Here is a 23,329-nt window from a genome sequence, read left to right as displayed (position 1 = left end):
AGTGTGCAGAGGCAAAGGAAAAGTGAGCAGAAGTCCATGAAAGTGTGCAAAAGCAAGAAAAAAGTGACCACATTTCCCAAATAGTGTGCAGATACTACCTTTCATATAAAATATAGTAAACCTAGCAGGAGTTTTGACAAATTTCACGAATCCATACAAAAAAGGAGTGATCATTATTATTAGAAAAAAACCCTACGCACTTCAATATCTAGAAGCACTGTCTAGAAGAGTTCCAGAAGACTACAAGTTAACAAAGGAGCTAATGAACGAACTAAGGAACAGAGAATCAGGTTATATAGGTGAGAAAAATATGGACTTTTACGTAGCGAGGCTTCCTTTTCAACATACGTACTTAATTGATTTGTATTTACCTTCGCTTGGACTGACACAAATTGATGGGCTGCTGATTTTCGAACAATTTATTCTTGTGCTAGAATCTAAACATATAAGTGGAGTAGTTTCATATAACCCATCTACTCGTCATCTTATCAGAGAATATGCCAACCAAGTGACACACTTTTCAGACCCGATAGCACAAGCTGAATTTGCTGCAGTTCAAGTTCAAAAGATGTTGAGTAAAGTGACGGATAAAGAAATTGTTGTTGAACATTTGGCGTTATTAACTTCTAAACATTGCGTGGTTACAAGTGAGCTTCCAGAGAACATTTGTCGTGTAGAACACTTATATCAGAAAGTCATGAGTTATCTAGTCAAACACAAAGATAAGCTGATATTAAATGAAAGTGAGATAAAAGCAAGTTTACTTCAGTTAAATCGACCTTTTGAAAATAACCTCAGTAATGCCTTTCCCATAGATCCCCAAAACTTACGCAAAGGAATTATTTGTCCCCTGTGCAAAAAGATTGTTAAACAGATCCCATATAAAATTTACCAGTGTAATTCATGTGATAACTCTGAGGATAATCTATTTCTTCTAGCCATAAAAGATTATGCACTGCTTATAGATAAGCAACCAATTAACCTTCATTTACGTCAATTCCTTCAAATTCCATGCAGATCAAAATTTCGACGTACACTCCAAAAATATAATGTCCCTAAAACAGGTCACTCACATGCAACTCGAGTAAATCTCACTCAACTATTAAAATTGTAAAATTCCTCTTGTCAGACACCAACAATCATGCTATTATTATTTTTGTTGCGAAAGACATGCTATTGACAGGCCCAGCCTGTTATGATAAAGTTACTAAGGTATAATTGAATACTACTTGGTTATCCAAGAAGGAGCACCCGCTTCTCACCTTAATTGACGCCTTTGGTTGTTGATAGGTAGAAAAACCAGTTCGACTTTTTACATTTACGTATTTGGTATGAACATACGCGGGTTCCGGTTGTGGGCTCGCTTTTTTTATGCGTGCATAAGCAATTTGGATGCTACTAACGTATTCTTGATTAAACCTTGGAGGTGGCTAATTATTAGCAAAGACATGTTCGTTAACGATGGTATTCGTTCTCGTGAAGTTCGCCTGATTGATCAAAATGGAGAACAGCTTGGTGTCAAGTCAAAGAACGAAGCACTTGAGATTGCTGCTCGTGTTAACTTAGATCTTGTTCTTGTTGCACCGAATGCGAAACCACCAGTAGCACGTATTATGGACTACGGTAAGTTCCGCTTCGAACAACAGAAAAAAGAAAAAGAAGCACGTAAGAATCAAAAGGTCATCAATATCAAAGAAGTACGCTTAAGCCCAACAATTGATGAACATGATTTCAATACGAAACTTCGTAATGCTATCAAGTTCTTAGAAAAAGGCGACAAAGTTAAAGCGTCTATCCGCTTTAAAGGACGCGCGATTACACACAAAGAGATTGGTCAACGTGTACTAGATCGCTTTGCGGAAGAATGCAAGGGCGTGAGTACGATTGAATCCAAACCAAAAATGGATGGTCGTAGCATGTTCTTAGTATTAGCACCTATTAACGAAAAGAAATAATCGGAGGAGGAGTCCCCAATGCCAAAAATGAAAACGCATCGCGGTTCTGCGAAACGATTCAAGAAAACGGGTTCTGGTAAATTAAAACGTTCACATGCTTACACAAGTCACTTATTCGCTAACAAGTCTACTAAAGCGAAACGTAAACTTCGTAAAGCAGCTGTAGTTTCTAAAGGCGATTTCAAACGTATTCGCCATATGTTAGACAACATTAAGTAATATTGAAGGAAAGATTAGGAGGGAACTAATATGCCACGCGTAAAAGGCGGTACAGTTACACGCAGACGTCGTAAGAAAGTTATAAAATTAGCAAAAGGTTATTACGGTTCAAAACATACATTATTCAAAGTAGCTAACCAACAGGTTATGAAATCTCTAATGTATGCATTCCGTGACCGTCGTCAAAAGAAACGTGATTTCCGTAAGCTATGGATCACACGTATCAATGCGGCAGCACGTATGAACGGACTATCTTATAGCCGTTTAATGCACGGTTTAAAACTTGCAGGTATCGAAGTTAACCGTAAAATGCTTGCTGAGCTTGCAGTTAGCGATGAGAAAGCATTCGCTGAATTAGCAAACCAAGCAAAAGCAAAACTTTCTTAATGAACAGTAAAAACCACCTAGAAATAGGTGGTTTTTTTGCCATTACATTAAAGGAGCCAAGCACATGATTTTATTAGTTTATATCATGGCATTAAGCTATGTTGGAAATATCTTGATGAAACAAGATAAAAAGAAAGCCATGAATAAGGAATGGCGTACTTCTGAAAAGACACTTTGGACGGTAGCAATACTTGGTGGAGCATTTGGTATGTGGATAGCTATGCGAGTAGTTAGACATAAAACAAACCATACCTCCTTCAAATTGGGAATCCCATTTTTGACCGTGGTATGGTTTTTAATTTGGTTATGGGCTGAGCAAAATAACCTACTTGGATGAATCCAATAAGTCATCCCAACGTTTATTTTTTGACGCTAGGAAATCTTGAATAGGCTTTTTCCAATCGAGCTTTGCGTTAGGATATACACTTTTGATTTGCGCTTCCATGAAGGTAAAATCATCATACGTAAATCCTTTTAATTTCTCTGTTTTATGAGGCCATATGAAAATAGAGACTACATCAAAAGCATTTTTAGTGGTGCCGAGGTATTTTTCTCCTTCAAATAAACAACCTTTGTACGTCATCAAGAAATTATGGCGTACATTTTTTTCATCATCATAAAAGTAAAATGCACCTGATTCGACAGCTGCTTCAAGCTTTCTTTTGGGATGAAAGAAATACCGAATTCCAAGATAAATAAAATAGCAAAAAGCGATAAATAGTATGAACCTTAAAATCATATACACCATCCTTCCTAAGGTTCCCAAAATGTTTGCATAAGGGTAGTTACTTATTTACGTATGTGAGAGTAAAAATGTTTCATTTTTTTATCAACTATTTTTAGGAGGAGTAAAAGTGACGCTAAAAAATTGGTTTGAAAAGCAAAGAAAATTAGACCATTACATCGAAACAACTCAAGCTGTTACACAAGATTCTCTTTTTACAAAAAAACAAGTTGCCTTTCTAGTAGAATTAGGTGAACTAGCAAACGAAACAAGGTGTTTTAAATTTTGGAGTAAGAAACCTGCTTCTGAAAAAAGTATTATTTTAGAAGAGTACATAGATGGATTTCACTTTCTTCTTTCACTAGGAATAGAACTTGGTTTCGAAAATGAAACAGAGTGGAAAGAGGAACAAGTAGACACTGACCTGACTTCCCTATTTAAAGGAATGTATCAAGAATTAGCTGTTTTATCACCAGAAGTTAATATAGAAAAGTACCAACACTTATTCAGTATGTACATATCTTTAGGCTCAGCTTTAGGTTTTACTAGAGCGGAAATGGAAGCTGCATACGATGAAAAAAATGCAATAAACTATCAGAGGCAAGAGAGCGGTTATTAGAATATTTGTGCAACTAGGGTGTAGTTCGATATAATAGTATCTATACATAAAAATAAGCTTTTGGAGGGGTCTCAATGACGACAAATAACGAAACGTTAACAATGTTAAAAGAGTTAACGGATGCTAATGGTGTTCCAGGTAATGAGCGAGCAGCTCGTGAAGTGATGAAAAAGTGGATTGCTCCATATGCTACTGAAATAGAAACGGATGGATTAGGAAGCCTAATTGCTAAGAAAATTGGAGAGGAAAATGGACCAAAAATCATGGTAGCAGGACACCTTGATGAAGTTGGTTTCATGGTTACTTCTATTACAGATAAAGGATTTGTTCGTTTTCAAACAGTTGGAGGCTGGTGGTCCCAAGTTATGCTAGCACAACGTGTAACTATTACTACTCGCTCTGGTGAGGAGATTACTGGTGTTATAGGATCAAAACCACCTCATATCTTGCCTCCAGAAGCTCGTAAAAAGCCTGTAGATATTAAAGATATGTTTGTAGATATTGGTGCAACTTCTAAGGATCAAGTGTTGGAGTGGGGCGTACGTCCTGGAGACATGGTTACTCCATACTTTGAATTCACAGTGATGAAAAACCCTGACATGCTTCTTGCGAAAGCGTGGGATAACCGCATCGGTTGTGCTATTGCAATTGATGTATTAAAACAATTAAAAGACGAGAAACATCCAAACGTAGTTTACGGCGTTGGAACTGTTCAAGAAGAAGTTGGTTTACGAGGAGCGCGCACATCTGCTTCACAAATTAAGCCAGACATAGCATTTGGAGTAGACGTAGGTATCGCTGGTGATACTCCAGGTGTAACAGAGAAAGAAGCGCTAAGTAAGATGGGGGACGGTCCACAAATCGTTCTTTACGATGCGTCTATGGTATCTCATAAAGGTCTTCGTGATTACGTAACGGATGTAGCGGATGAGCTGAATATCCCTTATCAATTCGATGCAATGCCAGGTGGAGGAACGGACTCTGGTGCGATTCACATTACGGCAAACGGAGTACCTTCTCTTTCTATCACGATCCCAACTCGTTACATTCACTCCAATGCAGCAATGTTGCACAAAGGTGACTACGAGAAGGCAGTTAAGTTGATTGTAGAAGTAATTAAGCGTCTAGATCGCAAAGCGGTTGATACAATTACATTTGATTAATGAAAAAGAGGCGGATAACTCCGTCTCTTTTGCTGATTTAGTGGGGATGCTGATGATAAGTGCAGAATATCTTAAAACGTGATTAACCTTCTGAAAAAACGACCGAACTTAGGAGAAAGCGACCAAACTTCGGGGAAAGCGACCAAACTTCGGGGAAAGCGACCAAACTTCGGGGAAAGCGACCGAACTTTGAAGAAAGCGACCAAACTTCGGGGAAAGCGACCGAACTTTGAAGAAAGCGACCGAACTTCGGGGAAAGCGACCGAACTTTGAAGAAAGCGACCAAACTTCGGGGAAAGCGACCAAACTTTGAAGAAAGCGACCAAACTACGGGGAAAGCGACCGAACTTTGAAGAAAGCGACCAAACTTCGGGGAAAGCGACCGAACTTTGAAGAAAGCGACCGAACTTCGGGGAAAGCGACCGAACTTCTGAGAAAGCGACCGAACTTAGAGGAAAGCGACCGAACTCCGAGGAATGCGACGACCCTCCAAGAGAAACACCATCAAAAACAAACACCATAGAACAACAAGTCCTACGGTGTCAGCATAAAAGATTTACTTCACTTGGTCTGCAATCGTCTCTAATACAGCTGTTTTCTCGTCTTGAGGTGCGCTGTTCCAGAAGATTTCAAATAGAACGCCAAGACCAGGTAGCATTTTTTCTTCGCCACTTTGGATTGCATCTACAATAGTTTCTTGTAGTTGGCTTTCGTTATTTCCAGAAATGTTGTTTAATATAGCTTGACGTAAATTTAAATTCATGGAAAATCCTCCTTTTAAAATATAGGGTCAATCATTAGTAGTTTTACCCGAGTCTTGAGGATTATGTGAGGAAAGAGAGGGTATTATGACCACGGTTATACGATCTGCACAAAATGAAAAGTTAAAACAATGGAAGAAACTAACACAACGAAAAGAAAGAGAAAAAAGGCAACAATATATACTAGAAGGATTTCATCTTGTGGAGGAAATGCTACTACATGCTAAAGATGAAATCGTAACGTTATTAGTTTCAGAAGAAATCCGTATCCCAAGCAAATGGAATGTAGATGGAGTCGAGATTACCTATCTTTCTGCTATTGCAGCAGAGTCACTAGCAGAAACGGAACATTCACAAGCTGTATTTGCTGTTTGTGAAATGCCAAAACAAAACAAGTATCAAACAGCTTGGAAAAAAATCTTACTACTTGATTCTGTTCAGGATCCAGGTAACGTTGGGACATTGATTAGAACAGCTGATGCAGCAGGCTTTGATGCAATTGTTTTAGGAAAAGGTTCTGCGGATTTATACAATGGAAAAGTGTTGCGTTCTGCCCAAGGAAGTCACGTACATTTACCAATAATACGAGAAGATTTAGAAGCGCTACTAGATGACTTACAGGAGAACGATGTTCCTACTTTTGGAACGTCTTTACAAAACGCTACTTCTGTATTTTCTGTTACACCTCCAGAGAAGTTTGCATTAATTGTAGGGAATGAAGGTCAAGGTGTGAAAACAGAAATTTTAGAGAAGACAACTGCCAATGTCTATATACCTTTAGCTGGTAAAGCAGAATCCTTAAACGTAGGTGTAGCAGCTGGCGTTTTAATGTTCCATTTTACAAAATAAAATGGATTTTTATCCAACGACTAGACATTGTACAGCTTTTAACATACAATGTCCGTAGGTAAAACATATACAGGTAATACGTAGACGGAGAAAAGTACGTTGTGTTTATCTTTTTAGGGAATGAACGCCTTGACTGGAAGCGTTCTAAAGATTAAACAATGGAAGTTCACCTCCAGAGTGAGTTCCGGGACCTCTTTTTAAAAGGGTAAAGGAATTCCGACTTGCCTCGTTAACGGCAATCGAGTGAAGGCTATTTACTAGCCTTAACAAGGGTGGTACCGCGAATTCAAACCTCGTCCCTTTTTTGGGAGGAGGTTTTTTATTGTTTTCCAAAGGTTGATAAGGAGGAATTTACATGGAAATGCAACAAAAGTTAGACCAGCTTAAGCAAGAAGCTCTGGCAAGTATTGAACAATCTACAACATTAAAAGAACTAAATGATGTTCGTGTTGCTTATTTAGGGAAAAAAGGACCGATCACGGAAGTACTTAGAGGAATGGGCAAACTTTCTGCAGAAGAGCGTCCGAAAATGGGAGCTTTGGTAAATGTCGTTCGTGAAGAAATCACAGAAAAGTTAGAAGCGAAAAAAGAATTGTTAGAAGAAGAAGAAGTAAAAGCACAACTTGCTTCTGAATCGATTGACGTTACTTTACCAGGTCGTCCGGTTTCAAAAGGTTCTCGTCACCCACTAACGCAAATTGTTGAAGAGATGGAAGATCTATTTATTGGAATGGGCTACAGCGTAATGGAAGGACCAGAAGTGGAAAAGGATTACTACAACTTTGAAGCGCTAAATCTTCCAAAAGGTCATCCTGCTCGAGACATGCAAGATTCTTTCTATATCTCAGATGATTTATTAATGCGTACACATACTTCTACCGTTCAAGCAAGAACAATGGAAGGAAATGTAGAAAAAGGACCAATTAAAATTATTTGTCCTGGTAAAGTGTATCGACGTGATAGCGATGATGCTACGCACTCACATCAATTTATGCAAATTGAAGGGTTAGTAATCGGAAAAGACATTTCGATGGCGAACTTAAAAGGGACGTTAGAAGTTTTTGCGAAGAAAATGTTTGGAGAAGAGCGTGAAATTCGTCTTCGTCCAAGTTTCTTCCCATTCACTGAACCATCAGTAGAAATTGATATTTCTTGTAAGATGTGTAATGGAAAAGGTTGTTCCGTTTGTAAAAACACTGGATGGATTGAAGTGTTAGGCGGAGGAATGGTGCATCCAAACGTACTAGAGATGAATGGATACAATGCAAAAGAATTATCTGGGTTCGCTTTTGGTATTGGAGTGGAGCGAATTGCGATGCTTCGATATGGTGTAGATGATATTCGTCATTTCTATACAAATGATAGCAGATTCTTACAACAGTTCTCGGTACACGAATAAGGAGGAGTTCACATGTTTGTTTCATATAAATGGCTACAAGAATATGTAGATGTGCAAGAAGTTTCTGCCGAAAAACTGGCTGATTTAATTACTCGTGCTGGTGTTGAAGTGGAAGGTGTGGAAGTTCGTAATGAAGGTATATCTGGTGTCGTGGTCGGTCACGTGTTAGAAAAAGAACAGCACCCAGATGCCGATAAATTAAATAAATGTCTTGTGGATATCGGTGCAGAAGAGCCAGTGCAAATAATTTGTGGTGCTCCGAATGTCGATAAAGGACAAAAGGTTGCTGTAGCTACTGTAGGCGCAGTGCTACCAGGTAACTTTAAAATTAAAAAAGCAAAATTACGCGGGGAAGCTTCGCACGGAATGATTTGTTCTCTTCAAGAGCTAGGAGTAGAAGGAAAATTAGTTCCAAAAGAATATGCAGAAGGAATCTATGTTTTCCCAAGTGATGCTCCAGTCGGGGAAGATGCATTAGAGCAATTGCATTTAAATGATGCTGTATTAGAGTTGGGTCTTACACCTAATCGTTCGGATTGCTTAAGTATGCTAGGGGTAGCGTACGAAGTCGCAACAATTCTAGGTAAAGAAGTGAAGTTGCCTGAGTTTACTATTAGAGAAGCAGCGGATCAAGCAAATGAAGCGGTAAAAGTAATGCTTCAAGACCATGAGTCTAACCCACATTACGTTGCGAAAGTAATTAAAAATGTAACAGTAAAACCTTCTCCAGTATGGATGCAAGCTCGTTTAGCAGCTGCTGGAATTCGTCCTATCAACAACGTAGTAGACATTACAAACTATGTATTGATGGAGTACGGTCAACCACTTCATGCATTTGATTATGATCGTTTTGGTTCTACTATTGTAGAAACTCGTAAAGCAAATGCTGGAGAGACGATTGTTACATTAGACGGAGAAGAGCGTAAATTGACGGAAGAAGACTTCGTTATCACAAATGGTAAAGAAGCTGTGGCGTTAGCTGGTGTCATGGGCGGGGAAGCGACAGAAGTATCTGATAGCACAACTACAGTTTTACTAGAGTCTGCTTACTTTAATCCACAATTAATTCGTCAAGCGTCTAAGCGCCATGGTTTACGCAGTGAATCAAGTGCTCGCTTTGAAAAAGGTGTAGATCCTAATCGCGTGAAAGCAGCTGCAAATCGTGCGGCATACTTATTACAAGAGCTTGCAGGTGGAACAGTTTTAGCTGGAGAAGCAGAAGTACAAGTAGAGCAGCCGGTAGAAGCTACGGTTCAAGTTACGATGAACCATATCAACTCTTTATTAGGAACAAGTTTAACAGTAGATGAAGTGAAGGACATCTTTACACGTCTTCAATTCACGGTGAAAGAATCAGATGGTACGTTTGACATTACGGTTCCTACTCGTCGTGGAGATATTACTATTCCACAAGATCTAATTGAAGAAGTGGGACGTATCTATGGGTATGACGTGATTCCTTCCGTATTACCAACAATGGTTGCGACAACTGGACAGCTTTCCAAGCGTCAACGTTTACGTAGAGAAATTCGTTCCACATTTGAAGGAGCGGGTTTAAAGCAAGCTATTACGTATTCTTTAACAAGTGAGTCGAAATCTCTTCAGTTTGCTCTAGAGAAAAGAGAGCCAGTGAAATTAGCTTTACCAATGAGTGAAGAGAGAAGTCGACTTCGTTTAAGTATCGTGCCACAATTGTTAGAAGTCGTTGCCTATAACCAAGCGCGTCAGCTAGAATCTGTTGCTGTCTATGAGTTAGGTTCTGTGTTCTTATCAACTGGAGCAAACCAGTTACCAGAAGAAAAAGAGCGTCTAGCAGTAGCAGTATCAGGTAACTGGCATGAACATGCGTGGCAAGGTGAGAAGAAAGCTGTTGATTTCTACGTTGTAAAAGGAATTGTGGAAGCATTATCCACTAGATTACAACTAGGAAATCGTATTAGCTTTGTTGCAAACACTTCACTAAAAGAATTGCATCCTGGTAGAACAGCAGATATTCTTTTAGACGGTGAAGTGATTGGTTATGTGGGGCAAGTACACCCAATTGTCCAAAAAAATATCGGTCTAAAAGAAACGTATGTGGTGGAAATGGATGTAACGGCGTTAGAATCAGCAGCGGTTGAAGCTTTATCTTTCACAACTGTGCCAAGATATCCTTCTATCACACGTGACATTGCATTGGTTGTAGAAAGTGATGTTACAGCTGGTTCCTTACAATCGATTATTTTAGAAGCAGGGAAATCACTTCTTAAAGAAGTGAAACTGTTTGATTTATATGAAGGAGAAAAAATGGAAGAAGGCAAAAAGTCTTTAGCATTCTCTCTTAAATATATGGATCCAGAAAGAACGTTAACAGATGAAGAAGTAGTAAAAGCGCATGACCGCGTGCTTACTGCCCTTCAAGAAAAAGCAAACGCAGTGTTAAGAGGATAAGTATGGAAGCCCACCTAACGAAACTTGATTCGTTAGGTGGGCTTTTTGTTACGTGACAGTGGGAGAGCATTCCTACTAAATTTTATAAATCTAGTAATAACCCTCATCAAGCTCTCATACGTTGTAGAGAGGTACATTGCTGATAGGCTGTGGACTTATTTTACTAGAAAAGGTGAGAGACGATGAAAGTAATTTCCTACGTAGAAAACCGAGTTGTACTATTATGCCAACTAACGAAGCAGGTTCCTGCTACAGGTGCGACTGTAAGAATCAAAGGGAGAAATGCAATAGTTGAGCAAGTTTTAGAATTGGATGAAAAGACAGTACAAGTGCAAGTGATAAGAGAAGCTATAGTAAAAAGTAAAGTTGCGCTTGATAACTCTAAAAAGAAAAAGCGATAAAACCACGGACTCACGTGGTTTTATCGCTTTTTATATAATAAATTCTTCGCTTTTTGTGTATTGGCAAAATGGACTTTGGCGTATCGCCACAAAGCTTCTTCCCCATGTTTCCGTATTAATTTAGCTGCAGCTTCATCCACCTTGTTACTTGCTCCCTTCGGTAAAATGATACCAGCTTTTTCACTTAACTCATCCCAATGTTTTAAAAATGCGTAACGAGCAATAATGGAAGCAGCTGCAACTGATAAATGTAACCCTTCCGCTTTTGTTGAGAAATAAACATTTTCTCTCACTATTTCTTTTTCTGTTTGAATATGACGGTAGTAAATATTTTTTTCCGCAAATTGATCTATTAAAATGGCTTCTGGTTTCACAGGAGATATTTTTTGTAAGACATTCCTCAAAGCTCGATTATGTAGCAGTGCTTTAATTTTTCCTTGAGAATATCCTTTTGCTTGAATTTCATTGTATTTATCATTTGGTAATACTAACAAGCTATAGGGAATTACATGAATTAATTCTTTGGCAATCGTAATAATTTGTGGATCTTTTAAGTCTTTAGAATCTTTTACTCCGAGTTCTTTTACAAGTGCCAATTTATCTTTTGGGACATAGGCGGCTACAACTGTTAATGGTCCAAAATAATCTCCTGTCCCAACTTCATCAGATCCTATCACGGACCAACCTTCGAATCCTTTCGGTAAAGAAGCAGAAGCAGTAGAAGCTTTTGCTTGAGAAGGTTCTACCTTTCCCCATTTACTCGCTTCGACTTCAGCGCCAGATCCTTGGAACATGACTTTCCCAGATTGATAAGCAGTGATCGTGCAAGAACCAACCTTTGCTGAAAAAGCAGTGTAAGGTGGAGAAGGTGACTTTAACGATTTTTGATAATACTCTTTCATTTCTTTTATTGTATTGGTAGATACTTTTAATACTAAGTTCCCCATTTTGTCGTTCCTTTCCATTTATGGATTTAATAGTTAGAATTTTTTGTTTTCATAGACAATCATTTTCAAATCATGCTAAGATAAATTGAACCTTTTGTCGCATTTAGTCGTGTGGTGTTTAGGTTTCGCGAAAGTTTTTCGTAAAGGACTGAAAATTATGGTAGATATTGGTTTATTGGTGTTACTTATTATGGGATTCCTCATTGGATTAAAAAGAGGATTTATCCTTCAGTTTATACATATGACTGGTTTTATCATTGCATTTATTGTTGCTGCTGTCTATGATGAGCGTATTATTCCTACTCTTCAGTTATGGATTCCTTATCCATCCTTTGGTTCATCTGAAGTGGAAATGCTTCTAGGTAATGGTTCATTCGAAGATGCTTATTATCGCGTCATCGCATTTTTCCTCATTTTTGTGTTAGTAAGAATTGTATTACAAATTATCGGTTCTGCTTTAGACTTTGTCACGCACATCCCAATCGTTCGAGGAGTAAATGTATGGGCAGGTGGTGTATTAGGATTTATCGAAGTCTATTTACTAACATTTATCGTACTATATGTAGCCGCATTATTGCCAATTGAGCCTATACAAGTTGGTCTACAAAGTTCAAATGTAGCAGCGTGGATATTAGAACATACCCCAATTCTCTCTAACCAGGTAAAGGAATGGTGGATTGACAACGTCCAATAAATGCTTAAGACTGTCCAGCAGGTGTGAGTTGCCGGACAGTCTTTTTTTACATGATCTGTAATAGCTCCGTGTTGTGTCATCCTCTTAACCGAGTCTCCTTGTTCAGTGTCTTATCTTCACATTTTTACTACTCTATTCTCTCGGCTTTTAATCCCTAATTAACTCCGATATAATAACTATATATGACATAATGTACGGTAGGTGGAAACATGAACAAAAAAGAAGTAATTAAGCACTTGGAATCTATTGCAATTTATATGGAATTGAACGGGGAGAATGCATTTAAAACATCTGCATTTCGTAAAGCAGCAGCAGCCCTTGAAAATGATGATAGGTCATTGGATATGATTGACGATGTTACTAAATTATCGGGTATTGGTAAAGGAACTGCTGCTGCTATTAATGAGTTTATTTCTACAGGAACTTCTTCTGTATTAGAGGAATTAAAAGAGAAAACTCCTAAAGGGCTATTACCATTATTACAGTTACCAGGTCTTGGTGGAAAAAAGATTGCGAAACTTTATCAAGAATTAGGGATAACTTCTATGGAACAACTAAAAGAAGCGTGTGAACAGAACCGTGTTCAGACCCTTGCAGGCTTTGGAGCAAAAACAGAAGAAAAAATACTAGCGGCTATTGAAAAGGTTGGACAAAGACCAGATCGATATCCGTATTATGCGGCGTTGCCGGTAGCGACGTTAATAGAAGAAGCTTTGCAACGCATGGAAGATATAACTCGCTATTCTAGAGCTGGAAGCTTACGAAGAGTAAGAGAAACAGTAAAAGATTTAGATTTCATTATCGCAACTAATCATCCGGAAAGAGTTCGCGATCAATTAGTGAAAAAGCTACCAGTTCAAGAAGTTATCGCTGCAGGTGATACAAAAGTATCAGTAGTAATGGAAGTGGAAGACGTCAGTATATCCGTCGATTTCCGCTTAGTAGAACCTAAGGCGTTTATTACGACACTTCACCATTTTACTGGTTCAAAAGATCACAATGTTAGAATGAGACAACTGGCAAAAGAGAGAGATGAAAAGATTAGTGAGTATGGAGTAGAGGTACTAGAAACGGGAGAGGTCTTAACGTTTGAAACAGAAGAAGCGTTTTATGAACATTTCGGCTTACCTTTTATTCCACCAGAAGCTCGTGAGTCAGGAAAAGAAGTGGATGAAAAGCTGGGAGAAGACAAATTAATTAAGCTTTCAGATATTCGCGGCGATGTTCATATGCATACTACTTGGTCTGACGGTGCGTATTCGATAAGAGAGATGGTAGAGGCTTGTAGAGCAAAAGGGTATGAGTACATTGCCATAACGGATCATTCGCATTATTTAAAAGTCGCAAACGGCCTTTCACCAGAACGTCTTCGTGCGCAAATGGAAGAGATCCGTCAACTGAACGAAGAATTCGATGACTTTCATATATTTACAGGAACAGAGATGGATATTTTACCAAATGGAGACTTAGACTTTGATGAAGATTTACTTTCCGAAGTAGACTTTGTTATTGCGTCCATTCATTCCTCTTTCCAACAGCCTGTGGAGACAATTATGGAGCGATTAAAGAATGCGTTACAGAATGTACATGTGGACTTAATTGCACATCCAACTGGTCGAATCGTTGGGAAAAGAGAAGGCTACTCCGTTGATATTGACCAACTATTACAATTAGCGAAAGAAACAAATACGGCTGTTGAATTAAATGCAAACCCATATCGTTTTGACTTAAACGACGAAGTTTTACGCAAAGCGAAAGAACTAGGTGTTTCCGTCATGATTAATACGGATGCACACGATACTACTCATCTTGACTTTATGGAACTAGGTGTTTCCATTGGTAAAAAGGGATGGTTGTCTAAAGATAATGTTATCAATACAAAATCAAAAGATGAATTCCAAGCTTATTTAAATAGACATCTTACGTAAAGAGATACGGGCAAAAGAAAGTAGGGAATACAATGCATGCAAAAATGTTACGAACGTTAGAATTCGATAAAATGATTCAATTATTATCTTCACATGCTTCCTCCTCCATTGCAGAGGAGGCTAGTAAGAAATTGATCCCTTCCACTAATTTAGAAGAAGTGGAAAAACGTTTAGCAGAGACGGATGAAGCGGTACGAGTATTAAGAATTAGAGGGAATGTACCTCTTTCAGGGATATACGCAATTAAACATCATGTAAAGCGAGCGGAAATTGGTGGGATGTTAAATCCGATGGAACTTCGCCAGATTGCTAGTACATTAGCTGTCTCCAAAAATTTGCGCTCTTTTGTGGAAGGGTTAGTCGAAAATGAAGTAGATATTCCTTTCTTAGAAGAGCAAGTAAATACTTTACCAATCTTAACTGCTTTAGAGCATACGATTAAAGATGCTATAGATGAAGCGGGGGATGTATTAGATTCAGCGAGTGACGTGCTTCGTGCTATACGTCAACAAATTCGTCAAAATGAATCAAAAATTAGAGAGAAGTTAGATTCCTATGTACGTTCGAGCAATGCAGCCAAAATGCTATCTGATGCAATTGTAACAATTCGTAATGATCGATATGTTATTCCAGTTAAGCAAGAGTACCGATCTCATTTTGGTGGAATTGTACATGATCAGTCCTCTTCTGGACAAACATTATTTGTTGAGCCACAAGCGGTTGTACAATTAAACAATCAATTGAGAGAAGTGCGTGCAAGAGAATCGGTCGAAATCGAACGTATTCTAATGGAACTATCCAATGAAGTTGCGCTTGTCGGACCAGAAGTTATGTTAGTTCAAGATATTGTTGGTCATATTGACTTTGTATTTAGTAAAGGGAAACTAGCCCACGTCATGAAAGCTTCTTTACCTTCTGTGAACCAAGAAGGTAAAATTAACCTAAAGCGTGCAAAACATCCGTTATTAGACCAAGATACTGCTGTGGCTAATGACATATATCTTGGAAACCCACATTCATCTATGGTTATTACAGGACCAAACACAGGAGGTAAAACAGTTACGTTAAAAACGGTTGGACTGTGTACCTTAATGGCGCAAGCGGGTCTCTTTGTTCCAGCGTTAGATGGCTCTGAAGTTGCAATCTTTGAACAAGTATTTGCCGATATAGGTGACGAACAATCAATTGAACAAAGTTTAAGTACGTTTTCTTCTCACATGGTAAACATCGTAGAAATCATGAAACAGGTAAATAATCGTAGCTTAGTTCTTTTTGATGAGTTAGGAGCAGGTACAGACCCACAAGAGGGAGCAGCGTTAGCCATCTCTATTTTGGATGAAGTGTATAGCGCAGGTGCGACCGTTATTGCGACTACCCATTACCCTGAGCTAAAAGCCTACGGATATAACCGTGAAGGAGTGGTAAACGCTAGCGTGGAATTCGATGTTAACACATTAAGTCCTACGTATCGTTTACTAATAGGCGTTCCGGGTCGAAGTAATGCATTTGAAATATCTAAGCGACTTGGCTTATCTGATACCTTAATTGAACGTGCAAAAGGAATGGTTGGATCAGACCGTCATGAAGTAGAAAACATGATTGCATCGCTAGAAGAAAACCGCCTTCGTGCAGAAAAAGAAGCGGATGATGCACATGATCTTCTAACGGATGCACAGAGATTCTACGATGACATGCAAAAACAAATGATGGAATACTATGAATACAAAGATCAGCTGTTTGAAAAAGCAAAAGTAAAAGCTGCTAAAGTAGTGGAAAAAGCACAAGAAGAAGCGGAAGAAATTATGTCAGATTTACGTTTCTTAAAACAACATCGTTTAACAGATGTCAAAGAGCATGAGTTAATTGATATCCGGAAACGACTAGAAGAAGCGGCACCAAAGAAACCAGAGAAGCAACAAGTAGAAGTGAAGAAAACGAATCGTGTTCTCCGTGAAGGAGATGAAGTGAAAGTACTTTCGTTTGGACAAAAAGGTACTTTACTAGAGAAAGTCTCTGAAAAAGAATGGAACGTACAAATTGGTATTATGAAAATGAAGGTAGAAGAGAAGCAACTCGAGTTTATTAAGGGAGAAAAGAAGGCTGAACCAAAACCTTTAGCTACGGTGAAAGGAAAAGACTTTCATGTTAGTTTAGAGTTAGATTTACGTGGTGAGCGCTATGAGTCAGCTCTAATGAGAGTGGAAAAATATATTGATGATGCAGTACTTGCTGGATATCCTCGAGTAAGTGTTATTCATGGTAAAGGAACTGGTGCACTTCGAACTGGTGTGCAGGAGTACTTGAGAAATCATCGCTCGGTTAAAAAGATTAGATTTGGTGAAGCGACAGAAGGTGGTACAGGTGTTACCATCGTGGAACTAAAGTAAGGGGGAAATAGTTTGGCGGAATTTTGGGGAAATCCTTACGTAGAAACAGCCGGTTATTTTAGTGTCGTCATTTTATCAGTAGTTCTATTCCTTGCTTTGTTTGAGTTAGTGACAAAGTATAAGAATTGGGAAGAGATAAAAAAAGGAAACCTGTCCGTTGCAATGGCAACTGGTGGAAAGATCTTTGGGATTATGAATATTTTTAGGGCTTCAATTGCACAACATGATGAGTTAGTAACGATGCTCGTTTCTGGAGTGTATGGTTTCTTTTTATTAATGATTGGGTATTTCATTTATGAGTTTTTAACTCCAGCGTTTAAAATTGATGAAGAGATAGAAAAAGATAATCGAGCTGTAGGATTTATATCGCTAACTATTTCCGTAGGCTTATCCTTCGTCATTGGTGCAGGGATCTGAGGTGAGTGCAAGTGGAGACATTAGCAAAAGTGTTATTGGTAGTCTGTAGTTTGTTTTTAATATTTGGTGTTTATTTTTGGATAACTAACACGTAAGAAGAAAGAGTTATGTTTATTTAAATAGGAATTATATTTAGTGAGAATTAACCCTCTGTTCTAATTGGAAACAGGGGGTTATTTGCGTTTGGAGCATGAGCTTGTAGAGTGTGGTCACATTTCCGAAGTTCCGCACACATTTTGGAGGAGTCCGGTCACATTTCCAGAGATCTGCACACATTTTGGAGGAGTCCGGTCACATTTCCGGAGTTCTGCACACATTTTGGAGGAGTCCGGTCACATTTCCAGAATTCTGCACACAAATTCGCGGAGTCTGCACATATTTCCAAAAAGTTATGTATTTTCCTTAAAAATGAGCACTCCACCTAAATCTAGGACAATAGTCATTATCTTTTTGTTGTTTACTAGAATGTAAGCGCATACTATAATGTAGAAGAGACGTAATTTTCAAAATTTTTTCATGACGAGGGGGAGAGTTATGACGAAAGTATGGTTAGATCAATACCCACCCGAGATACCTACGGAGCTTTCATTGCGTTCTGTACCAGTACACACGTATCTAACGGAAGCTGCTGAGTTATATGGGGACAAAGTAGCGGTTCACTTTATGGGCTTTGAAATGACGTATAAAGAATTACATCAACAGGCATTGCAATGCGGTAGAGCACTTGTAGATAGTGGGATAAAACAAGGAGACAGAGTCGCAATCATGCTACCAAACTGTCCACAGTCCATTATTTCTTATTATGGCATTCTCTATGCTGGTGGAATTGTTGTGCAAATGAATCCACTTTATGTAGAGAGAGAAATTGAGTACCAGTTAAAAGATGCAGGGGCAAAAGCTATAATTACATTGGATATTCTGTATCCAAGGGTAATGTCTGTTAAAGCACAAACGGATGTGAAACAAGTAATTGTAACTGGTATCAAAGATTACTTACCATTTCCGAAAAACATGTTATATCCATTTGTGCAAAAGAAACAATACGGCATTGTTGTGAAAGTGACGCACGGTGAAGAATCAAAAGTTTGGAAGACCTTCTTAAAAGAAGGAAAAGGGGAACTTCCGAAATTAGATTTAAATTTTGAAGAAGACCTAGCACTACTTCAATATACTGGTGGAACAACTGGTTTTCCAAAGGGTGTAATGTTAACGCATAAAAATTTAGTTGCTAATGCTTCTATGTGTGACGCTTGGTTGTACAAATGTAAAAAAGGGGAAGAAGTTGTACTAGGATTACTACCGTTTTTCCATGTATACGGAATGACTGCGGTACTAATTTTGTCCGTCATGCAAGGATACAAAATGGTCCTATTACCTAAATTTGATCCTGAAACGACGTTAAAAACAATTCAAAAACAGAGAGCTACTTTGTTCCCAGGTGCACCAACAATCTATATAGGACTGTTAAATCACCCTAATTTAAAAGAGTATGATATTACATCAGTTCATTCGGGTATAAGCGGTTCTGCTCCATTACCAGTGGAAATTCAAGAGCAATTCGAAAAAGTGATTGATGGACGTTTGGTGGAAGGCTATGGGTTAACAGAGACTTCACCAGTTACTCATTCTAACTTTTTATGGGGAGATAATCGTAGAAAAGGTAGCATTGGTGTTCCATGGCCAAGTACAGATGCTCAAATTTGGAGCCTTGGTGGAACAGAAGTTTTACAACCGAAGGAGATTGGAGAAATTGTGGTAAGTGGACCGCAAGTAATGAAGGGGTATTGGAACAGGCAAGAAGAGACGGACGCTGTTCTATTTGATGGATGGTTACGCACAGGGGACATTGGATACATGGACGAAGATGGTTTCTTCTATGTTGTTGATAGAAAGAAAGATATGATTATTGCTGGTGGGTACAACATTTACCCGCGTGAAATAGAAGAAATATTATATGAGCATGAAAGTGTGCAAGAAGTAGTGGTTGCTGGTGTTCCAGATCCATATCGAGGTGAAACAGTTAAAGCTTACGTTGTGGTGAAGAAAGGACATTCCGTAACGGAACAAGATCTAGATGCATTTACTAGGAAAATGTTAGCTGCATACAAGGTTCCAAGAATTTATGAATTTAGAGAAGAGCTTCCGAAAACAGCTGTAGGGAAAATCCTCAGACGAGTGTTAATCGATGAAGAGAAAAAGAAATTGACGGAAGAAGAAATCAAATCATCTTGATTTACACTAGTACAAAAGTAGTTACGGATTGATGTTGCGTATAAATGTAGAAGTATAATTGATATCAACTCAGCTCCGGCTATGAAAGAAGGCGGGTATATAGCTGGGTTTTTCTTTGCATCTTATTCGGACAAGCGGTATGATGAAAAAAATGTCTTTTACTCGTTGACATAACAGTATTTCGGTATTATTATTGAATTATGAATGAATCATCATTCATAATTTAATACACGGCAGGTGACCACACCATTGAATAAAACAAAACCTAAATATAAACAAATTATTGATGCTGCCGTGGTAGTCATTTCAGATAATGGATACCATCAAGCTCAAGTATCTAAAATTGCCAAACAAGCCGGTGTAGCCGACGGTACAATCTATCTTTATTTTAAGAACAAAGAAGATATATTAATATCTATGTTCAGAGAGAAGATGGCGGTATTTAGTGAAAGTGTTCAGCCACTTATTGAAAAAGAAACAAAAGCTGCTAATAAACTACTCAAGCTAATTCAAAATCATTTTTCCATTCTAGCTCAAGACCCAAATCTAGCGATAGTAACCCAGTTGGAATTGAGACAATCTAACAAAGAAATCCGTTTACTAATTAATGAAGTATTAAAAGAATACTTGAAATTAGTAGATACTATATTAAAAGATGGTATGGAGACAGGGGAATTTGCTCAGGACTTAGACGTTCGTCTAGCACGTCAAATGATTTTTGGCACAATAGACGAGACAGTTACTACTTGGGTAATGAATGAACAAAAATATGATTTAGAAGAATTAGCACCTAAAGTACATCAATTATTACTAAAAGCTTGTCAATCATAGTGAGTATAGGTAAAGGAGGAAGTCCATTGGGAGAATTACTAAGATTAGAGAAAGAACAAGGTGTAGCGACAATTATTTTTGACCGACCGCCTGCTAATGCTTTAGCTTCTTCAGTTTTACTTGCTCTAGCAGAACACTTAAACAGCATTGAAAACGATGAAGAAGTTCGAGTAATTGTTATTCGAGGAGAAGGCAGATTCTTTTCTGCTGGTGCAGATATTAAAGAGTTTACTACTATTGAATCCAAAGAAGGCTTTTCTAATCTAGCAAGACAAGGACAGCAGTTATTCGAAAGGATGGAAACGTTCTCCAAACCAATTATTGCTGCAATACACGGCGCAGCATTAGGTGGCGGATTAGAACTTGCTATGGCATGCCATATGAGATTTGTCACCAAAACGGCAAAGTTAGGTTTACCAGAACTTCAACTGGGCTTGGTACCAGGATTTGCAGGTTCTCAACGTCTTCCAAGATACGTTGGGATGGCAAAAGCAACAGAAATGCTCCTAACAAGTGATCCGATTACAGGGGAAGAAGCAGTGAAGTGGGGATTAGCTAACGCTGCTTTAGAAGAAGATCAACTAGTAGAATATGTTTCAAAGATTGCTAGAAAGATAGCTTTAAAAGGTCCACTTGCTGTAAAACATACACTTAATTTAGTGAATTATAGCAAGCATGAACGCTACGCAGAGGGTGTTGAGCAAGAAGCTGATGCGTTTGGGAAAGTTTTCGTCTCAGAAGACGGACAAGAAGGAATTAAAGCGTTTATCGAAAAGCGTCAACCAGTTTTTAAGGGGAAATAAATTCGAACAAATATGGGATTGGGGGAAATATAGATGAACATTTATGTTTTACTAAAACGCACGTTTGATACTGAGGAAAAAATCACACTTTCTGGTGGCAAAATAGCAGAAGACGGTGCTGAGTTTATTATTAATCCGTATGATGAATATGCAATTGAAGAAGCGATTGTTCAACGCGATCAACATGGGGGAGAAGTAACTGTTATTACAGTTGGTTCGGATGAGAGTGAAAAACAACTTCGTACAGCGCTAGCAATGGGTGCTGACAAAGCAGTTTTAATTAACATTGAAGATGATGTAGAAGACGGCGATGAGTTCACGACTGCAAGAGTTCTTCAGCAATACCTAAAAGAGCAAGAAGTAGATTTAATTCTTGCAGGTAATGTAGCGATCGATGGTGGATCAGGGCAAGTAGGTCCTCGTGTAGCGGAGTTATTAAACATTCCATACATCACTACTATTACAAAACTTACAATCAACGGTGATCAAGCAGAAGTCGTCAGAGACGTAGAAGGAGATAGCGAGACAATCCAACTATCTTTACCACTTTTAGCTACTGCTCAACAAGGATTGAACGAGCCTCGTTATCCATCACTACCAGGAATAATGAAAGCGAAGAAAAAGCCATTAGAAGAATTAGAATTAGATGATTTAGATCTTGAAGAAGATGATGTCGAAGCAAAAACAAAAACGATTGAAATCTTCCTACCACCTAAAAAAGAAGCGGGTCGCGTGTTAACTGGAGATGTATCAGAACAAGTACAAGAACTAGTAACATTATTACAAAAAGAAGCGAAAGTAATCTCGTTTTAATTACAGGGGAGGAGATCAATCATGACAAGAAAAGTATTAGTTTTTGCAGAGGTAAAAGATCAGCAGTTACGTAACGTATCATTTGAAGCTATCGCAGCAGGTAAGACAGTTGCAGAGGGCGGAGAAGTGGTTGTCGCACTTCTTGGTCAAGGAGTAGATGGACTTTCTGAATCCTTATTCCAATATGGAGCTGACCGAGTGGTGGTAGTGAACCATGAATTATTAGCTCAATATACAACAGATGCGTATACTCAAGCGGCTCTAGCTACTATTGAAGCAGAGCAACCAGAAGGGATTGTAATTGGTCACACTTCTATCGGGAAAGATGTAAGTCCTCGTTTAGCAGCACGCTTACAATCTGGATTAATATCTGATGTAACTGCTATTGAATTAGCTGGTGGTAATGTAGTTTGTACACGTCCAATCTATTCAGGTAAAGCTTTTGAAAAGAAAATTGTAACGGATGGTAAACTGTTTGTTTCTATACGTCCTAACAACGTTCCTGCATTAGAACTTGATACATCTCGTTCTGGTCAAGCAGAAGTATTGTCAGTAGAAATTACAAATTTACGCACAATTATTAAAGAAGTAGTAAGAAAAGCTACGGATGGTGTGGATCTGTCTGAAGCAAAAGTAGTAATCGCTGGTGGACGTGGAGTGAAGAGTGAAGATGGATTTGCTCCATTAAAAGAACTTGCAGATGTATTGAATGGTGCTGTAGGAGCTTCACGAGGAGCTTGTGATGCAGAGTACTGTGATTATTCGCTACAAATAGGTCAAACAGGTAAAGTTATTACTCCAGATCTATACATTGCTTGTGGAATTTCCGGTGCTATTCAACATTTAGCGGGAATGTCTAACTCTAAGGTAATCGTGGCAATCAATAAAGATCCAGAAGCGAACATCTTTAAAGTGGCAGATTACGGTATCGTAGGCGACTTATTCGAAGTAATTCCTCTATTAACAGAAGAATTCAAGAAATTAAAAGTAGCCACTTCATAAGGGAAAGCATAAAGATGAAGTATCAATTGATGCTTCATCTTCTTTTTGTCGCGTGACGCGACAACTAGGCGTTGGCCACGTGATGTGGCCTGCCCTTAGCGTAGTGCCCTCTAATGTCTAAGATTTACGGCGACAACTAGGCGTTGGCCACGTGAAGTGGCCTGCTCTTAGCGTAGTGCCCTCTAATGACTACGGTTTAACGACGCGACAACTAGGCGTTGGCCACGTGAAGTGGCCTGCTCTTTGCTTAGTCTAAGCAACAAAATGTCGCGGAGCACTTATCTAGCATTTCTACTTAACAATGCTTAAACTAATAAAAAAACGGGTAAAGTAACATGAAGACTTTAAGATAGTGGTTACAAAATGTG

23 protein-coding genes and 1 other annotated feature are annotated in these 23,329 nt (G+C 38.6%); of the genes, 20 read left to right on the top strand and 3 right to left on the bottom strand.

Features of this window, described 5'->3' with window-relative positions; translation table 11 throughout:
* Window positions 1-133: 133 nt before the first annotated feature.
* The 5 genes from G8O30_RS09500 (at window position 134) to G8O30_RS09480 (ending at window position 2,898) form a co-directional block, all read left to right on the top strand.
* The gene (locus tag G8O30_RS09500) at window positions 134-1,114 is read left to right on the top strand and encodes a nuclease-related domain-containing protein (protein ID WP_239671849.1); all 981 of its coding nucleotides are present in this window, start codon (window positions 134-136) and stop codon (window positions 1,112-1,114) included.
* Window positions 1,115-1,448: 334 nt separating this feature from the next.
* A complete protein-coding gene (gene infC / locus G8O30_RS09495; RefSeq protein WP_239674533.1) occupies window positions 1,449-1,955 on the top strand; it encodes a translation initiation factor IF-3 in 507 nt (168 codons plus the stop codon).
* Between the two features lie 18 nt (window positions 1,956-1,973).
* Window positions 1,974-2,174, top strand: coding sequence for a 50S ribosomal protein L35 (rpmI, locus tag G8O30_RS09490; protein WP_071411100.1), 201 nt, complete (start codon window positions 1,974-1,976; stop codon window positions 2,172-2,174).
* Between the two features lie 30 nt (window positions 2,175-2,204).
* Entirely contained in the window at window positions 2,205-2,561 is a 357-nt protein-coding gene (gene rplT, locus G8O30_RS09485) for a 50S ribosomal protein L20 (RefSeq protein ID WP_239671848.1), read from the top strand.
* 64 nt (window positions 2,562-2,625) lie between these two features.
* Window positions 2,626-2,898 carry a DUF1294 domain-containing protein gene (locus G8O30_RS09480; protein ID WP_239671847.1) on the top strand — a complete coding sequence of 91 codons (273 nt, stop codon included), beginning with the start codon at window positions 2,626-2,628 and terminating at the stop codon, window positions 2,896-2,898.
* On the opposite strand, the gene G8O30_RS09475 is transcribed toward G8O30_RS09480, so the two are convergent.
* Window positions 2,887-3,300, bottom strand: coding sequence for a sigma-w pathway protein ysdB (locus G8O30_RS09475; RefSeq protein WP_338040614.1), 414 nt, complete (start codon window positions 3,298-3,300; stop codon window positions 2,887-2,889). The genes G8O30_RS09480 and G8O30_RS09475 overlap by 12 nt on opposite strands.
* A 115-nt stretch (window positions 3,301-3,415) precedes the next feature.
* On the opposite strand from G8O30_RS09475, the gene G8O30_RS09470 reads away from it, so the two are divergent.
* Together G8O30_RS09470 and G8O30_RS09465 are read left to right on the top strand one after the other, a co-directional pair.
* Window positions 3,416-3,904, top strand: a complete 489-nt coding sequence (locus G8O30_RS09470; RefSeq protein ID WP_239671845.1) for a dUTP diphosphatase — start codon at window positions 3,416-3,418, stop codon at window positions 3,902-3,904.
* 74 nt (window positions 3,905-3,978) lie between these two features.
* A complete protein-coding gene (locus G8O30_RS09465) occupies window positions 3,979-5,067 on the top strand; it encodes a M42 family metallopeptidase (RefSeq protein ID WP_239671844.1) in 1,089 nt (362 codons plus the stop codon).
* A gap of 556 nt (window positions 5,068-5,623) precedes the next feature.
* Here G8O30_RS09465 and sspI read toward each other — a convergent pair.
* A complete protein-coding gene (sspI, locus tag G8O30_RS09460; protein ID WP_239671843.1) occupies window positions 5,624-5,830 on the bottom strand; it encodes a small acid-soluble spore protein SspI in 207 nt (68 codons plus the stop codon).
* A gap of 85 nt (window positions 5,831-5,915) precedes the next feature.
* On the opposite strand from sspI, the gene G8O30_RS09455 reads away from it, so the two are divergent.
* The 4 genes from G8O30_RS09455 to G8O30_RS09440 all read left to right on the top strand — a co-directional run bounded on the left by G8O30_RS09455 (window position 5,916) and on the right by G8O30_RS09440 (window position 10,907).
* Window positions 5,916-6,677, top strand: coding sequence for a TrmH family RNA methyltransferase (locus G8O30_RS09455; protein WP_239671842.1), 762 nt, complete (start codon window positions 5,916-5,918; stop codon window positions 6,675-6,677).
* A gap of 72 nt (window positions 6,678-6,749) precedes the next feature.
* Window positions 6,750-6,981 (top strand) — a binding site (T-box leader).
* A 57-nt stretch (window positions 6,982-7,038) separates the two neighbouring features.
* Entirely contained in the window at window positions 7,039-8,076 is a 1,038-nt protein-coding gene (gene pheS, locus G8O30_RS09450) for a phenylalanine--tRNA ligase subunit alpha (RefSeq protein WP_239674532.1), read from the top strand.
* 12 nt (window positions 8,077-8,088) lie between these two features.
* On the top strand, window positions 8,089-10,506 hold the full coding sequence (pheT, locus tag G8O30_RS09445; protein WP_239671841.1) for a phenylalanine--tRNA ligase subunit beta: 2,418 nt from the start codon (window positions 8,089-8,091) through the stop codon (window positions 10,504-10,506).
* A 182-nt stretch (window positions 10,507-10,688) separates the two neighbouring features.
* The gene (locus G8O30_RS09440) at window positions 10,689-10,907 is read left to right on the top strand and encodes a hypothetical protein (protein WP_239671840.1); all 219 of its coding nucleotides are present in this window, start codon (window positions 10,689-10,691) and stop codon (window positions 10,905-10,907) included.
* Window positions 10,908-10,927: 20 nt separating this feature from the next.
* Here G8O30_RS09440 and rnhC read toward each other — a convergent pair whose 3' ends face one another.
* Window positions 10,928-11,854 carry a ribonuclease HIII gene (rnhC, locus tag G8O30_RS09435; RefSeq protein WP_239671839.1) on the bottom strand — a complete coding sequence of 309 codons (927 nt, stop codon included), beginning with the start codon at window positions 11,852-11,854 and terminating at the stop codon, window positions 10,928-10,930.
* Window positions 11,855-12,011: 157 nt separating this feature from the next.
* Here rnhC and G8O30_RS09430 point away from each other — a divergent pair, with 157 nt between their 5' ends.
* The 9 genes from G8O30_RS09430 (at window position 12,012) to G8O30_RS09390 (ending at window position 22,961) form a co-directional block, all read left to right on the top strand.
* Window positions 12,012-12,548 (top strand): CvpA family protein, encoded by a 537-nt coding sequence (locus G8O30_RS09430; protein ID WP_239671838.1) that lies wholly within the window; start codon window positions 12,012-12,014, stop codon window positions 12,546-12,548.
* Window positions 12,549-12,757: 209 nt separating this feature from the next.
* Window positions 12,758-14,476, top strand: a complete 1,719-nt coding sequence (gene polX / locus G8O30_RS09425; RefSeq protein ID WP_239671837.1) for a DNA polymerase/3'-5' exonuclease PolX — start codon at window positions 12,758-12,760, stop codon at window positions 14,474-14,476.
* Between the two features lie 32 nt (window positions 14,477-14,508).
* On the top strand, window positions 14,509-16,863 hold the full coding sequence (locus G8O30_RS09420) for an endonuclease MutS2 (protein ID WP_239671836.1): 2,355 nt from the start codon (window positions 14,509-14,511) through the stop codon (window positions 16,861-16,863).
* A 12-nt stretch (window positions 16,864-16,875) separates the two neighbouring features.
* On the top strand, window positions 16,876-17,280 hold the full coding sequence (locus tag G8O30_RS09415) for a DUF350 domain-containing protein (protein WP_239671835.1): 405 nt from the start codon (window positions 16,876-16,878) through the stop codon (window positions 17,278-17,280).
* 534 nt (window positions 17,281-17,814) lie between these two features.
* Window positions 17,815-19,512 carry an AMP-binding protein gene (locus G8O30_RS09410; protein WP_239671834.1) on the top strand — a complete coding sequence of 566 codons (1,698 nt, stop codon included), beginning with the start codon at window positions 17,815-17,817 and terminating at the stop codon, window positions 19,510-19,512.
* Window positions 19,513-19,761: 249 nt separating this feature from the next.
* Entirely contained in the window at window positions 19,762-20,343 is a 582-nt protein-coding gene (locus tag G8O30_RS09405; RefSeq protein ID WP_239671833.1) for a fatty acid metabolism transcriptional regulator FadR, read from the top strand.
* Between the two features lie 26 nt (window positions 20,344-20,369).
* Window positions 20,370-21,146 (top strand): enoyl-CoA hydratase, encoded by a 777-nt coding sequence (locus G8O30_RS09400; protein WP_239671832.1) that lies wholly within the window; start codon window positions 20,370-20,372, stop codon window positions 21,144-21,146.
* Between the two features lie 33 nt (window positions 21,147-21,179).
* On the top strand, window positions 21,180-21,959 hold the full coding sequence (locus tag G8O30_RS09395; RefSeq protein ID WP_239671831.1) for an electron transfer flavoprotein subunit beta/FixA family protein: 780 nt from the start codon (window positions 21,180-21,182) through the stop codon (window positions 21,957-21,959).
* A gap of 21 nt (window positions 21,960-21,980) precedes the next feature.
* The gene (locus G8O30_RS09390; protein ID WP_239671830.1) at window positions 21,981-22,961 is read left to right on the top strand and encodes an electron transfer flavoprotein subunit alpha/FixB family protein; all 981 of its coding nucleotides are present in this window, start codon (window positions 21,981-21,983) and stop codon (window positions 22,959-22,961) included.
* The last annotated feature ends 368 nt before the right edge of the window (window positions 22,962-23,329 follow it).

The sequence above is a fragment of the Mangrovibacillus cuniculi genome (assembly GCF_015482585.1).
GTDB classification, from domain to species: domain Bacteria; phylum Bacillota; class Bacilli; order Bacillales; family R1DC41; genus Mangrovibacillus; species Mangrovibacillus cuniculi.
The sequence above is the reverse complement of the archived record's forward strand: the minus strand, read 5'-3'. Positions and strand labels throughout refer to the sequence as shown.

Bases quoted from the DNA above. Each gene is read 5' to 3' on its own strand.
- G8O30_RS09395 (WP_239671831.1), top strand. From the start codon at position 21,180: ATGAACATTTATGTTTTACTAAAACGCACGTTTGATACTGAGGAAAAA.
- G8O30_RS09410 (WP_239671834.1), top strand. From the start codon at position 17,815: ATGACGAAAGTATGGTTAGATCAATACCCACCCGAGATACCTACGGAG.
- G8O30_RS09390 (WP_239671830.1), top strand. From the start codon at position 21,981: ATGACAAGAAAAGTATTAGTTTTTGCAGAGGTAAAAGATCAGCAGTTA.
- G8O30_RS09480 (WP_239671847.1), top strand. From the start codon at position 2,626: ATGATTTTATTAGTTTATATCATGGCATTAAGCTATGTTGGAAATATC.
- rnhC (WP_239671839.1), bottom strand. From the start codon at position 11,854: ATGGGGAACTTAGTATTAAAAGTATCTACCAATACAATAAAAGAAATG.
- G8O30_RS09455 (WP_239671842.1), top strand. From the start codon at position 5,916: ATGACCACGGTTATACGATCTGCACAAAATGAAAAGTTAAAACAATGG.
- G8O30_RS09420 (WP_239671836.1), top strand. From the start codon at position 14,509: ATGCATGCAAAAATGTTACGAACGTTAGAATTCGATAAAATGATTCAA.
- rpmI (WP_071411100.1), top strand. From the start codon at position 1,974: ATGCCAAAAATGAAAACGCATCGCGGTTCTGCGAAACGATTCAAGAAA.
- pheS (WP_239674532.1), top strand. From the start codon at position 7,039: ATGCAACAAAAGTTAGACCAGCTTAAGCAAGAAGCTCTGGCAAGTATT.
- polX (WP_239671837.1), top strand. From the start codon at position 12,758: ATGAACAAAAAAGAAGTAATTAAGCACTTGGAATCTATTGCAATTTAT.
- infC (WP_239674533.1), top strand. From the start codon at position 1,449: ATGTTCGTTAACGATGGTATTCGTTCTCGTGAAGTTCGCCTGATTGAT.
- G8O30_RS09465 (WP_239671844.1), top strand. From the start codon at position 3,979: ATGACGACAAATAACGAAACGTTAACAATGTTAAAAGAGTTAACGGAT.
- pheT (WP_239671841.1), top strand. From the start codon at position 8,089: ATGTTTGTTTCATATAAATGGCTACAAGAATATGTAGATGTGCAAGAA.
- rplT (WP_239671848.1), top strand. From the start codon at position 2,205: ATGCCACGCGTAAAAGGCGGTACAGTTACACGCAGACGTCGTAAGAAA.
- sspI (WP_239671843.1), bottom strand. From the start codon at position 5,830: ATGAATTTAAATTTACGTCAAGCTATATTAAACAACATTTCTGGAAAT.
- G8O30_RS09440 (WP_239671840.1), top strand. From the start codon at position 10,689: ATGAAAGTAATTTCCTACGTAGAAAACCGAGTTGTACTATTATGCCAA.
- G8O30_RS09430 (WP_239671838.1), top strand. From the start codon at position 12,012: ATGGTAGATATTGGTTTATTGGTGTTACTTATTATGGGATTCCTCATT.
- G8O30_RS09475 (WP_338040614.1), bottom strand. From the start codon at position 3,300: ATGATTTTAAGGTTCATACTATTTATCGCTTTTTGCTATTTTATTTAT.